Annotated in this window: 15 protein-coding genes; 13 read left to right on the top strand and 2 right to left on the bottom strand. The window is 44.7% G+C overall.

The window, feature by feature from the left end; all coding sequences use genetic code 11:
• Positions 1–16: 16 nt before the first annotated feature.
• The 10 genes from rpsK (at position 17) to P5G61_RS29945 (ending at position 8,594) form a co-directional block, all read left to right on the top strand.
• Positions 17–412 carry a 30S ribosomal protein S11 gene (rpsK, locus tag P5G61_RS29990; protein WP_017692100.1) on the top strand — a complete coding sequence of 132 codons (396 nt, stop codon included), beginning with the start codon at positions 17–19 and terminating at the stop codon, positions 410–412.
• A 136-nt stretch (positions 413–548) separates the two neighbouring features.
• On the top strand, positions 549–1,493 hold the full coding sequence (locus P5G61_RS29985) for a DNA-directed RNA polymerase subunit alpha (RefSeq protein WP_024633566.1): 945 nt from the start codon (positions 549–551) through the stop codon (positions 1,491–1,493).
• Between the two features lie 34 nt (positions 1,494–1,527).
• Positions 1,528–1,893: a 50S ribosomal protein L17 gene (gene rplQ / locus P5G61_RS29980; protein ID WP_017692102.1), complete on the top strand. Its 366-nt coding sequence runs from the start codon at positions 1,528–1,530 to the stop codon at positions 1,891–1,893.
• Positions 1,894–2,053: 160 nt separating this feature from the next.
• Positions 2,054–2,827, top strand: coding sequence for a tRNA pseudouridine(38-40) synthase TruA (gene truA / locus P5G61_RS29975; protein WP_301249852.1), 774 nt, complete (start codon positions 2,054–2,056; stop codon positions 2,825–2,827).
• Between the two features lie 207 nt (positions 2,828–3,034).
• Positions 3,035–3,472 carry a 50S ribosomal protein L13 gene (gene rplM / locus P5G61_RS29970; protein ID WP_024633564.1) on the top strand — a complete coding sequence of 146 codons (438 nt, stop codon included), beginning with the start codon at positions 3,035–3,037 and terminating at the stop codon, positions 3,470–3,472.
• A gap of 19 nt (positions 3,473–3,491) precedes the next feature.
• A complete protein-coding gene (rpsI, locus tag P5G61_RS29965) occupies positions 3,492–3,884 on the top strand; it encodes a 30S ribosomal protein S9 (RefSeq protein WP_024633563.1) in 393 nt (130 codons plus the stop codon).
• 760 nt (positions 3,885–4,644) lie between these two features.
• Positions 4,645–5,337: a phosphoadenylyl-sulfate reductase gene (locus tag P5G61_RS29960; protein ID WP_301249819.1), complete on the top strand. Its 693-nt coding sequence runs from the start codon at positions 4,645–4,647 to the stop codon at positions 5,335–5,337.
• An 80-nt stretch (positions 5,338–5,417) separates the two neighbouring features.
• A complete protein-coding gene (sat, locus tag P5G61_RS29955; RefSeq protein WP_301249818.1) occupies positions 5,418–6,587 on the top strand; it encodes a sulfate adenylyltransferase in 1,170 nt (389 codons plus the stop codon).
• A gap of 68 nt (positions 6,588–6,655) precedes the next feature.
• Positions 6,656–7,414 carry an N-acetylmuramoyl-L-alanine amidase CwlD gene (gene cwlD, locus P5G61_RS29950; RefSeq protein WP_301249817.1) on the top strand — a complete coding sequence of 253 codons (759 nt, stop codon included), beginning with the start codon at positions 6,656–6,658 and terminating at the stop codon, positions 7,412–7,414.
• Between the two features lie 79 nt (positions 7,415–7,493).
• Positions 7,494–8,594: an Mrp/NBP35 family ATP-binding protein gene (locus P5G61_RS29945; protein ID WP_301249816.1), complete on the top strand. Its 1,101-nt coding sequence runs from the start codon at positions 7,494–7,496 to the stop codon at positions 8,592–8,594.
• Positions 8,595–8,720: 126 nt separating this feature from the next.
• On the opposite strand, the gene gerD is transcribed toward P5G61_RS29945, so the two are convergent.
• Positions 8,721–9,479 (bottom strand): spore germination lipoprotein GerD, encoded by a 759-nt coding sequence (gene gerD, locus P5G61_RS29940; protein ID WP_301249814.1) that lies wholly within the window; start codon positions 9,477–9,479, stop codon positions 8,721–8,723.
• A gap of 125 nt (positions 9,480–9,604) precedes the next feature.
• On the opposite strand from gerD, the gene P5G61_RS29935 reads away from it, so the two are divergent.
• Positions 9,605–10,237, top strand: coding sequence for a KinB-signaling pathway activation protein (locus P5G61_RS29935; RefSeq protein WP_079348940.1), 633 nt, complete (start codon positions 9,605–9,607; stop codon positions 10,235–10,237).
• Between the two features lie 143 nt (positions 10,238–10,380).
• Here P5G61_RS29935 and pdaB read toward each other — a convergent pair whose 3' ends face one another.
• Positions 10,381–11,157 (bottom strand): polysaccharide deacetylase family sporulation protein PdaB, encoded by a 777-nt coding sequence (pdaB, locus tag P5G61_RS29930; protein ID WP_301249812.1) that lies wholly within the window; start codon positions 11,155–11,157, stop codon positions 10,381–10,383.
• A gap of 121 nt (positions 11,158–11,278) precedes the next feature.
• Here pdaB and P5G61_RS29925 point away from each other — a divergent pair, with 121 nt between their 5' ends.
• Both P5G61_RS29925 and P5G61_RS29920 read left to right on the top strand, forming a co-directional pair.
• On the top strand, positions 11,279–11,896 hold the full coding sequence (locus tag P5G61_RS29925; protein ID WP_301249811.1) for a stage II sporulation protein M: 618 nt from the start codon (positions 11,279–11,281) through the stop codon (positions 11,894–11,896).
• A 209-nt stretch (positions 11,897–12,105) separates the two neighbouring features.
• Positions 12,106–12,336 carry a hypothetical protein gene (locus P5G61_RS29920; RefSeq protein WP_017692114.1) on the top strand — a complete coding sequence of 77 codons (231 nt, stop codon included), beginning with the start codon at positions 12,106–12,108 and terminating at the stop codon, positions 12,334–12,336.
• The last annotated feature ends 520 nt before the right edge of the window (positions 12,337–12,856 follow it).

The following is a 12,856-nucleotide window of genomic DNA, read 5'->3' as shown; positions in this document are numbered from 1 at the left end:
GGGGGGATAAGAGAAAATGGCTAAACCGAAAAAAGTCGTACGTACTAAACGTCGTGACCGTAAAAATATTGAATCTGGCGTGGCACATATCCGCTCCACGTTCAATAACACTATCGTTACCATTACGGACCCTCACGGAAACGCAATTTCGTGGGCAAGCTCCGGCGGCCTCGGATTCAGAGGTTCCCGTAAATCGACTCCGTTTGCTGCACAAATGGCTGCTGAGACTGCTGCCAAAGCTGCAATGGAACATGGGATGAAAGCCGTTGAGGTTATGGTTAAAGGACCAGGCGCAGGCCGTGAAGCAGCGATCCGCTCTTTGCAAGCTGCTGGTCTTGAAGTTAATTTGATCAAAGACGTAACTCCAGTCCCGCATAACGGATGCCGTCCTCCAAAACGTCGTCGTGTCTAATGAGATTTGCCCCTGCGTGTGGTATATTTCCGGCACAATCTGCTAATAATGGTTGTTTAGGCATACTACTACATGTTTTCGCAAGAGAAGGTAAATGTTTCATAGAGGACCGACGTTTTGAAGGAGGGGTATTGCAGTGATTGAAATCGAAAAGCCGAAAATTGAGACGGTAGACGTCAACGATGATGGCACCTATGGGAAATTCGTAGTAGAACCGCTGGAGCGCGGATACGGTACGACGCTTGGAAACTCGCTTCGTCGTATCTTGCTCTCCTCACTGCCGGGTGCGGCAGTGTCTTCGGTTCAAATCGATGGCGTTCTGCATGAATTTGCTACAGTTCCTGGCGTTATGGAAGATGTAACGGAGATTATTCTTAACCTGAAAGCTTTGTCGCTCAAAATTCATTCGGACGAGGAGAAAGTGCTCGAGATTGATGCTGAAGGCGAAGGAGCAATTACGGCTGGAGATATCCGTGCTGACTCCGATGTGGAGATCCTTAACCCGGATTTGCACATTGCTACGCTCGGACCAGGTTCGAGACTTCACATGCGTATTTTTGCCAATCGCGGTCGCGGCTACGTCCAGGCAGATCGGAATAAACGCGATGACCAGCCGATCGGCGTCATCCCAGTCGATTCCATCTTCACCCCGATCAGCCGCGTTAACTACGCTGTGGAAAATACGCGTGTCGGCCAAGTAACCAACTATGACAAGCTCACGTTGGAAGTTTGGACTGACGGAAGTATTCGTCCTGAAGAGGCTGTAAGCCTTGGCGCTAAAATTTTGACCGAGCACTTGATGCTCTTCGTGGGTCTTACAGACGAAGCGAAAGACGCAGAGATCATGGTCGAAAAAGAAGAAGACAAAAAAGAAAAAGTACTCGAAATGACGATCGAAGAGCTGGATCTCTCTGTTCGTTCCTACAACTGCCTCAAACGTGCTGGTATTAATACCGTGCAAGAGCTGACCACGAAAACGGAAGAAGACATGATGAAAGTCCGTAACCTCGGACGCAAGTCTTTGGAAGAAGTTCAAGAGAAGCTTGAGGAACTCGGTTTGGGACTCCGTACAGAAGAATAGACAGCCGAGTGCTTGAAGTGAAGGAGGGAAAACAATGGCATACCAAAAGTTGGGCCGTAATTCCAGCGCACGTAAAGCTTTGTTCCGTGACCTGGTAACCGACCTGTTCTTATACGAACGCATTCAGACAACTGAAGCGAAAGCAAAAGAGGTTCGCTCTATTGCTGAAAAACTGATCACTAAAGCGAAAAAGGGAGATCTTCATGCCCGTCGTCAAGTGGCAGCTTATGTTCGCCGCGAAACAATCGATGGTGAGCAAGATGCAATCCAAAAACTGTTTAGCGAATTGTCCGGTCGTTACGCTGAGCGTCCAGGTGGGTACACTCGTATCCTTAAACTGGGACCTCGTCGTGGTGACGCTGCGCCTATGGTTTACTTGGAACTGGTTGACCGCGCGTAAAACAGATGAGATGAGGAAAGGGGACAGAATCACTGATTCTGGATTAACCCTTTTTTTCTCTTCATTTCGGAATTCGTGCTGTAATAGAAGCTCCGAAAGGGGCTTCTTTTGCTGTTCGGGATAGGCACATGTATAAGTATGGAACAAAGGTGTGGTAATGATGCGCAACTTATGTATGACGTTAACTTATGATGGCACTGCCTATTACGGCTTTCAGGTTCAGCCGGGAGGGAACACTATCCAGGACCATCTTGAAGATGCCATTCGTGCTTTGACCGGTGAGAAGGTTAAAATTATGGGATCAGGCAGAACGGATGCTGGCGTTCACGCTCGCAGACAGATCTTCAATTTCCCTACGGAATCCCAGATCCCGATTGAACGATGGTGTATTGCGCTCAACTCCAGATTACCTTCGGATATTATCGTTATTGATGCGGCTGAAGTACCACACGATTTTCATTCTCGCTATGCAGCGAAAAAGAAAACGTATCGGTATACCGTCAATGCAAATCAATTCCCGGATGTATTCAACCGAAGGCTGCAATATCATCATCATGCCAAGCTGGACATTGTGGCAATGCAGGAGGGGTTGCGTCATTTTATTGGTACGTACGATTTCACCTCCTTTGCTTCACGCAAGTCTCAGAAAGAGAATCATGTACGTTCGGTATACGATGCATGGATAGAAGTGGACCGTTCAATGTGTAGGGACCATCCGCGCGATCAGGGTGTCATTCACATCTATGTGAGTGGTAACGGCTTTTTGCAGCATATGGTTCGTATTATTGTAGGTACCTTGCTGGAGATCGGAGAGGGCAAACGGAAAGCCTCTGATGTACCGAATATGATTGCTGCTTGTAATCGTTCTGCTGCAGGACCTACTGCAGTTAGCTGCGGTTTAATGCTCTGGGACCTCGAATACAGAAAAGATTAAATTTGCGAAGTGAAATGCTTAATTAACACTTGCGATTTAAGCTCCTATCATGTAATATAAAAGTTGTGTTTTCTTAATGGCTTTCCCACAGCCCCAATTAAGAGGGTCACAAACGAAAGAACTATCCATCAACACCTAAAAGTTATCACTTAATGAACGAAGATAAATGAATATAATGATGTTGAACATTTTAAGGAGGAACTTTTCATGCGTACCACGTACATGGCGAAGCCTAACGAAGTTGAGCGCCAATGGCACATCATTGATGCCGAAGGCAAAACGCTCGGACGTTTGGCGAGCGAAGCAGCTGCTTTGATCCGCGGCAAACATAAGCCACAATTCACTCCACATGTGGACACTGGCGATTTCGTTGTTATCATCAATGCAGAGAAAATTGTATTGACTGGTAAAAAAATGCAAGGTAAAAAATACTACCGTCACTCGATGCACCCAGGTGGTTTGAAAGTAACTACAGCTGAAGAGATGGTTAAAAACAAACCGGAACGTATGTTGGAATTGGCTGTTCGCGGTATGCTTCCTAAAACTCGCATGGGCGAGAAAATGAAGTTGAGACTTAAAGCGTACAGAGGCACTGAGCATCCACATGCAGCACAAAAACCAGAAGTTTATGAACTTCGCGGTTAATTAAAAGGAGGACAGTTTCATGGCACAAGTACAATACTATGGGACAGGTCGTCGTAAACATTCGGTAGCTCGTGTTCGCCTTGTACCGGGTGAAGGACGCATTGTCATCAATAAACGTGATATTAATGAATACTTCGGTTTGGAAACACTCAAACTGATCGTAAAACAACCACTGAACCTGACAGAAACACTCAGCAACTATGATGTTCTTGTTATCGCTCATGGTGGCGGAATCTCCGGTCAAGCCGGCGCAATCCGTCATGGTATCTCCCGCGCTCTGTTGAAAGCAGATCCGGAATACCGTGCTTCCCTGAAAAAAGCAGGATTCCTGACTCGTGACCCACGGATGAAAGAGCGTAAAAAATACGGTCTCAAAGCCGCACGTCGCGCACCTCAGTTCTCCAAACGTTAATATGCATTACAAGCCTTTGGCCTCGGTCAAAGGCTTTTTTGTATTCTATAAACCCATTAGGCTACAATAACTTCTCATTACTCCAGCTCATGCAGTGGATTAGCTTCAGATTTCTCTGTACCCGTTAAAGTATCTCCCCCAGGACTTATATCCCCACGACCGATTGAATTAGAATCATACTATCCCCTCCCCTCACACCATGACGGCTGCGACTCGTGTTCCATCCACCAATTAACACTCAAGTAAATGAAACTTTCCGATATCCACAAATCTAATTCTTGAATTTAAATTTGACTATGTTTGAAATTCATTCATTTTTCACATCTCATTTTCATCAGTATTTCTTATGGTTTTGATAAAGGACCCTTACAATTTAAGAATACAATTCCTTAATCTATTTCATTATTAAATGCTTCTTTCCTCTCTTTATTCCTTAGGACCTATAGAGATGTTCTATACTTCGTATAATCGAATTGGCACGAAAAACCCAGTCGTAGCAAAGGTTTATATTGATAAATGCGTACTGATAAGGTGAGAATAGATGATGTTTCACATGAATGATTTTATCTACAAACCAATTTAAAGTATAATTAAGCCCGAATTCCAACTAAAATTAACAATAAAAAATGGGCTGAAACTGATGTATTTTACCATATGGCAGGCATTGACATCCCCCATGAAAGATTTATACTATACATAATTCATATTAGATTAGTCGGCTTTAGTGATTGTTGAAATGCAGAATGGGGGAAATGCAGATATGAACTTGTTGGAGAAAGAAGAACTTGCACGGACGAAAGCTGAAGAGTTGGAAAACGCAAGTCCAGAGGATATTATTCGTTATGCTATTGAGACGTTTCCGAATATCACTTTTGCATGCAGCTTCGGTGCGGAGGATGTGGTACTTGTAGATATGCTTCAGAAGATCAGCCCATCCACAGATATTTTTTATCTGGATACCGATTTTCATTTTAAGGAAACATACGAAACCCGTGACAAAATGAAAGAGAAGTACAATCTTGATTTTGTACGTGTTGCACCAAAAATCACTCCTGAAGAGCAGGCAGCTCAACATGGAGAACAATTGTGGAAGTCGGATCCGAATGCTTGTTGTAATATTCGGAAGGTTGAACCGCTGACCCGTATCTTATCCCAATACGATGCTTGGATTACCGGTATCCGGAGAGATCAAGCACCGACGCGTGCAAATTCCAAGAAGGTAGAATATGATGCCAAGTTTGGACTTATGAAGTTCAACCCAATCGCACACTGGACCTCAGAGGATGTATGGGAGTATATCCGTACCAATAATGTCGTATACAATCCGCTTCATGATCAGAATTACCCGAGTATCGGATGCGAATATTGTACACGTCAGGTTATGCCTGGAGAAGATCCACGTGCTGGACGCTGGTCGGGGAATGATAAAACAGAATGTGGTCTTCATAAATAATTCAGTTCAGAGTAAGTTTGGATAAAGTATTGAATTCACTCTTAATCATATAAAAAAATGGAGAACAGGGAGCTGACAAGATGACTTCGATTCTGCCTCATGGAGGTACGCTGATTCAGCGTGTCGTACAAGGAGAAGAACGGGAACAATTATTACGAGAGAGTGAGAAATTGTCCTCTTTACGTATTAACAGCTGGACGATTTCGGATTTGGATCTGATTGGCGTGGGTGCGTTCTCACCGCTTCAAGGCTTTATGACTGAAGAAGACTATCTTTCGGTTATATCTCGTATGCGTCTTGCTGATGGAACAGTCTGGAGTATACCTATTACCCTGGCTGTAGACGAGGAACAGGCTGCATTGCTCCAGATTGGTGAGACGGTGGCACTCATTGGTGATGATGATGGGGTAACCTATGGATTGTTGGAAGTGAAGAGCTTATACCAGGTAGATCAGGGTGAAGAAGCACGTCGTGTTTTCAAGACGGATGATCCAGAGCACCCGGGTGTGAAAAAACTGCTGGAACGACCTGCAACGTATGTAGGAGGTCCAATTCAAGTGCTGAATCGCCCCAAACCGGCCAAGTTCGAACAGTTTTACTTTGATCCCGCTGAGACACGGAAAACGTTCCAGGATAAGGGCTGGAAGACGGTTGTCGGTTTTCAGACGCGTAATCCGGTCCATCGTGCCCATGAGTACATTCAGAAGAGTGCAATGGAGATTGTGGACGCCCTGTTCTTAAACCCGCTTGTAGGCGAAACGAAGTCTGATGACGTACCTGCCGATGTACGTATGAAGAGCTATCTGGTTTTGCTGGAGAACTATTATCCGGCTGATCGTGCGTTCCTCGGCGTATTCCCGGCGGCTATGCGTTATGCTGGTCCGAGAGAGGCCATTTTTCACGCTATGGTACGTAAAAATTATGGTTGTACCCACTTTATTGTAGGCCGTGACCATGCAGGTGTGGGTGATTACTACGGAACGTATGAAGCGCAGGAGATCTTTACTAACTTCACACCAGAAGAACTGGGAATCACGCCGTTGTTCTTCGAACATAGTTTTTTCTGCACCAAATGTGGCAACATGGCATCAAGCAAAACCTGCCCGCATGATAAAGAACACCATATGGCTCTGTCTGGCACCAAAGTACGTGGCTTGCTGCGAGACGGCCAATGCCCTCCACCGGAATTTACGCGCCCTGAGGTAGCTGAGGTGCTGATTGAAGGAATGGCTGAGCAAGTCCGCTCCTAACGGTATATTTGTCCATCTTGTCCCATATAGATGATTAGAGTCATTTATAGGGACGAGGTGGTTTTTTTATGCGTAAAAATATGGGGAAGAAGCACTTTGTGGTCTGGATTAGGTTGCGCACCATGAAGAGGGTCATGTTAAGCCTGTGTTTGCTTGCCATGTTTGTGGCAGTGGTAACGTATGAGCTGCCCTCCTCGAAAATGTCCGGTTACTGGAGTTTGCCGTTAGCAGGTAAAGTCATAGCCATTGACGCAGGACATGGTGGACCGGATGGGGGAGCAGTGAGTAAGCAGGGAGTCATTGAGAAAGATATCAATTTATCCATTGCGCTGTATGTACGAGATTATCTGCAGCAAGCAGGGGCCCTGGTTGTGATGACCCGAGAAATAGACACCGATCTGGCAGCTTCAGATACCAAAGGATACTCCAAACGCAAGACGGAGGATCTGAAACAACGAGTAAGAAGAATCGAGGACAAACAGGCGGATCTCTTTATCAGCATTCATATGAACAGTGTTCCTTCGAACCGCTGGAGTGGTGCACAAGTTTTTTATACACCCAATCATCCCGATAATGAAGGATTAGCCAACTTGCTTCAGCAAGAAATGATTCGTAATCTGGAAAATACAGATCGAATCGCAAAAACGGTCAATACCGTTTATTTGCTCCAGGCACTAAAAATTCCCTCGGCACTTGTGGAGGTGGGTTTCCTTTCTCATCCTGAAGAGGCGCGTCTGCTTGCAGATGAATCCTATCAGCGCAAAGTGGCCGCATCCATCTACAACGGAATTCTCCGTTATTCCTCAGGAGAACGTCCTAAAAGTTAGTCACAATGAGAAAGGTAATGATATAATTGGTTCAGCATACCTAATTACATGCCAATAGATAAAGCTGAGGTGCTGTCTGATGTTATCAAAAGAACAGATACTTGAACTATTGCAGCCATTGCAGGAACCGCAATTGGGCGTAAGTTTGACTGAACTGCAGTGGGTTCGTGATGTCATGGTTAAAGAAAATCATGTTGCTCTAACTATGGTGACGCTGGAGAACCGCACAGAAGATACAACTGCTCTAAGCGATGCCGCGCGCAACCTGTTGTCCCAACACGGAGTGAATGATGTACATATTCGTCTGCGTGCAGCGTCTGAGCATGAGCGTGAGAGCCTGAACATAGGACAAGCGGATCAGGAGGACAATCAGGACGAAGTGCTTGTCAAAGGCCATGCAGCAGGGCTGGACGGGCATGAGTTGTTAAGTCCTGAATCCGGTGTTCGTTTTATTGCTGTGGCTAGTGGTAAAGGTGGCGTCGGTAAATCGACGGTAACCGTTAATTTGGCTGCCGCTCTGGCACGCCAAGGCAAGAAGGTTGGCCTGATTGATGCAGATATATATGGCTTCAGTGTACCTGATATGATGGGCATAGAGGAATATCCAGTCGTTGAGGACGGAGTTATCCAACCTGTTGAGCGTTTCGGCGTAAAAGTCATGTCGATGGGATTCTTTATTCGGGAGAACAATCCGGTCATTTGGCGTGGACCCATGTTGGGGAGAATGTTGCGCCAATTCTTTACCGATGTAAATTGGGGTGAGTTGGATTACATGCTGCTCGATCTGCCTCCCGGAACGGGTGACGTCGCATTGGACGTGCATCAGATGCTGCCACATAGCAAAGAAATCATCGTTACAACACCGCATGCAACAGCTGCCTTTGTAGCTGCACGTGCAGGTGCCATGGCGATTCAGACGGAACATGAGCTGCTTGGTGTTGTGGAGAACATGGCTTATTATGAATGCAGCAAATGCGGGAAGAAGGATTACGTATTTGGCCGAGGTGGCGGTGGAACTCTTGCCGAGAGCCTGCATACAACTTTGCTAGCGCAGATTCCATTGGGAGCGCCGGACAATCATATTTCAGAGCCTGACTTTTCTCCATCTGTTTATAAGGCAGAGTCGCAAATCGGAGCGATTTACGATGAAGTTGCCCAATCTATTGATGCCAAGTTTTAAATTTTTGAATATGTAAAATATAAAAAACAAAAGCCCACATCTTCGAATGTGGGCTTTTGTGCATCTATATCGTGTATCCCTACATAACTGCTTCATTCGAAGCATTTGAGGCGCTTTTATCCTATTTTAAGATCCTCCGCTACTTCCAGACTCTCCGCCGCTGCCGCCCTCTCCTCCATCACCACCGCCGCTACCGCCATCTTCACCTTTACTTTTACCTTGTTGATCCCCTTGACCGCCGCTTTCAGTTTTGGGCTGGAGTTCATCCTGTACTACTTTCTTTAATAAGGTTAGTACCTCCATACGAAACAAAGGGTTCTGCATGACTTCCTGCATAACGGTCATCGTTTGTTTACGATATTCTGGTGTTTTAGTCATGTCCATAAACATCTTGGATACATCAGGGGATTTCATGATATCTTCAATCGACTTTTGATACGTTGGGTCTTTGATCAATTGCATATGCAGTTGTTTGCTTTGAGCATTGATTACTTTGGCGAATTCGCCTGCGAATTGAGGGTCTGTCATGATTTTCTCGAATTCCTTCTTGTACTCTGGAGCAGTGATGGTATCTTTTACAGCTATACGTATTTGTTCTGAAGATTGCATAGGCATTAACATTTTCATACCCACTGTTCCAGATCCACCACCTGAAGCTCCACTTTGGCCGGAAGCACCGCCTCCACCACCAGAGGAACTTTGTCCGGTGAGCGCTTCCTCGACCGCTTTTTTGCCTTCGTCGCTTTTGAGAATATCCACGACCATTGTTTTCATCTCTTTATAACCGCCCTGAGGAGGCGAATAATTCTGATCTGAGCCACAGCCGGCGAGCATGACGGATAGTCCAAGTACGACACAGCATAACTGCCACAAAGGCCGTTTCATGTGCACAACCCCTCCTTGATTAGATACTGGATGTAGTATGTGATGGGAAACCGCTAAATATGTTGAATGATGATGGTTTTTTGCTGTGAAGGTTGGTAAAATAAACTCTCGGGGGTGGAAAACATTTGAATTTACGTAAATGGTTTTTCCTATTTTGGTCAGCTTTGCTTATTGGGGCTGCAGGATCATTAGTGACGGGGCTAATTATGATGTTGGTTAATGGAGAAAAAACGAATGGAATGACCGATTTTTTAATTTATCTCCTCATCTTGTTTGGTTCCGGTATTATGATTAGCGTGTATTCGCAAATGGGTTTTTTCGCATACTTGATATTGAACTATATGGGCAAAGGTGTATTTTCGAAACGCAGTTGGCAAATTGTACAGATTGTTCTAACCGTTTTGGCGTTGCTTGATGTCATGTTTTTACGGTTGTTCGTCGGTGGGGAAAGAGAACGCCTATCCGATATTGTGCTTGGAATCATTATTTTGGCAGCTGGAATTGTTACCGCTTACGTAAAGGTGAAGCAGACACATATTTCGGCGCTGGTGCCTACACTCTTTTTCATGGTGGCTGTTACTGTAGTAGAGACGATCGGTGTGTTGCGAATTGATGTGAATGCGGCTACCATCTTTATTGTGGTTCCTTTGTTAATCTGTAATGCATACCAAATGCTGATATTGCACAGGCTGGTAGATGGGTCGGTGGAGCAGCGGGTGAGTCGAAAAACCGAGCAGATACAAGAAAGCCATGCGTAGCAATTATCTACAAAAAAACGCCAAAAAGAGCTAACCTGGTTAGCTCTTTTCATTTATGGCGCTTCAGCGCCTTTTTGCCATGGAAATGTCCTGAAGGTTATTATACAGTTGCAGCAGCTGCCACGGACGGATTACTGTGTTCGTTACTGTGCGCTGGCCTGATCACGAACTTCCGTACCTTTGACACTTGAATGGTTGAGCAGCTCGGAAACCGTCACGAATTCATACCCTTGATTTTTTAACTTGTCGATAATGACGGGTAAGGCTTCGTGCGTTTGTTTCGAGGAATCACTCGCGTGCAGCAGCACGATATCACCCGGATGTGCCTTGCTGACAACACGATCAACGATGGTCTGTACACCAGGGTTCTTCCAATCCTGCGAATCAGTGTCCCATTGGACAACTTGGTAATTTAGGCTGCTGGCTACCTGGAGAACACGTTTGTCAAAGTCTCCATTCGGCAGACGTAGCAACTTCGGTTCTTTTCCCGTTAAATCGGTTAAAATGCTATGAGCTGTCAAAATTTCCTTGCGGATTTCCTCTTCAGTCAGACTGCTGTAGTTATCATGTCTGTGGCCATGGCTGCCAATCTCGTAACCTGCGTCTTTGATGGCTGTTACAATCTCGGGGTGTGTCTTACTCCAGGGGGAGGACAAGAAGAAAGTAGCCTTCTGCACTTTATTATCTTGGAGAACCTTCAGAATAGGCTCTGTCCTTTTATCTCCCCAGCTAATGTCAAAGGTGAGTGCAATAACCTTCTTATCGGTTGGAACGCTGTATACGGCGGATGGTGCGTCCTCCGAGAATACAGAAATATTGCCGCTCTCCAGATAAATAATCCCGATAGCAAAGATGGCAGCAACCAGCACAATCAGGAAACGTTTGATCTTTTTGCCGCTAAATACATAGAACGAGTTCATTTCAATAAGCGCCCCTCTCCCATAAGAAATGCTTGTTTACTCTCCAATGTATGCTCGTACCTCGCAGTTATTCGTATCAGACGTTTGTTTGTCCAACATCTTGGTTTCACAGGAGGATATTATGTTAAAATTCAGTACATTTCTTAGAGCGTTAAGTTCCATTCGTGGTGCATTAATCTGGTCGATCGTATTGTTTGTTATTGGAATAGGCACGGGATGGGTGAGTACAGGACCACTTGAGGATATATTGTTGAACCAAATTGGGGGACTCAGGGAGATTAGTGAAAGGCTGGAGCAGGGAAGCAATGTGCAATGGAACTTCTTCCTCTTTATCTTTTTCAATAATGCGATCAAAAGTGTACTCGTAATCTATGCCGGTATCTTCTTTGGCATTCTGCCTGTCGTTTTCCTGTTGATTAACGGAATGGTTATCGGTTTTCTGGTACACACCACGATGAACTATGGGGCCAGCTTCTTTGATATTGTTGTAAAAGGACTTCTTCCACATGGCATTATTGAAATTCCGGTCATTATTATCGCTTGTGCATTCGGTCTAAGATTCGGTGGGCTGGTTCTCAAAAGTCTAATTCAATTTGGCGGGGGCAAACGAAATACGATTAGCAGCCAGTGGAGTAAGTTTATGCGCACAACGGTAACAGCATCCTTCTGGATTGTTATTTTGCTTCTTGTTGCAGCGATTATCGAAAGTACACTTACCTACAGCCTAGTGCGAGGATAAATTTGTATGGGATGACATTCATAAATTTTCAGAAAGTTGACCATAACAATAAAACGGGTTTCAGTAGCAACCGCAAAAGGACAAACAAGATGATCCTAGGTTTGCTACTAAAACCGGCGCTGTCCGATATATAGCCTGAATTAAAGGGGCTGGAAGAAGACATACAAGGGGACACGCCATTATCCATATGCAGAAAAAGGAGAACTCTAATGCTGGGTATGCTGTTTAACGAGAAGGAATGCAAGGAACTGGATTATGTATTACGCAAAGAGCTCGATGAAATGTTGTTCGACTTAAGTGACAACCGTCTCGATCAAGAAATTAAATACGCCATTGCGAGTCGCTACAAGACTGTGTTCCGTATGTACGCACGCTTTGCGCCACCTAAAGAGCTATCCAAATATGCTAGAGGCGGTAAATTAAAAAAGTCGAAGCCCTAATGCTGTGGTCAGTGGAATATTTGAAGTTCACCAATATAAGAGAGGTGCGGCCCGTAAAGTAAAGCCAGCGCTGTACCTCAGACATTATGAACTACGAATAGATTGAATAACCCTCTTTGAAAAGGGATATGAAGCAATTTGTCGAAAAAGGGTTGACCTTTTTTGTTCAATATGATAAATTAATTTTCGTTCCTTTTTTAAGGAAAAGTTAATCGAAACAAGCGCTGGAATAAAGCGATGAAAATTAAATCGAAAAAAAGTGCTTGCAAAGTAAACTCAAACATGATATATTATAAAAGTCGCCGCTGAAAATACGGTGACATGAAAAACCGAAACAAATTGAATGTTTGATCTTTGAAAACTGAACAACGAGTGAGTAATGATCTTGCTTGCAAGATCGACGCTGAGAAATCGGTACATGTCTTCGGACGGTGTGATTTCGAAGCACAAATGAGATTTTTAATCTCGTCAGTTTCAAAATGAGCATATCGCTCTTTTCAATACTTTATTGGAGAGTTTG

Origin of the sequence: Paenibacillus vandeheii (assembly GCF_030433635.1) — a bacterium.
GTDB classification, from domain to species: Bacteria; Bacillota; Bacilli; order Paenibacillales; family Paenibacillaceae; genus Paenibacillus; species Paenibacillus vandeheii.
Note: the sequence above shows the minus strand (reverse complement) of the source record. Positions and strands in the feature narration are given on the sequence as shown.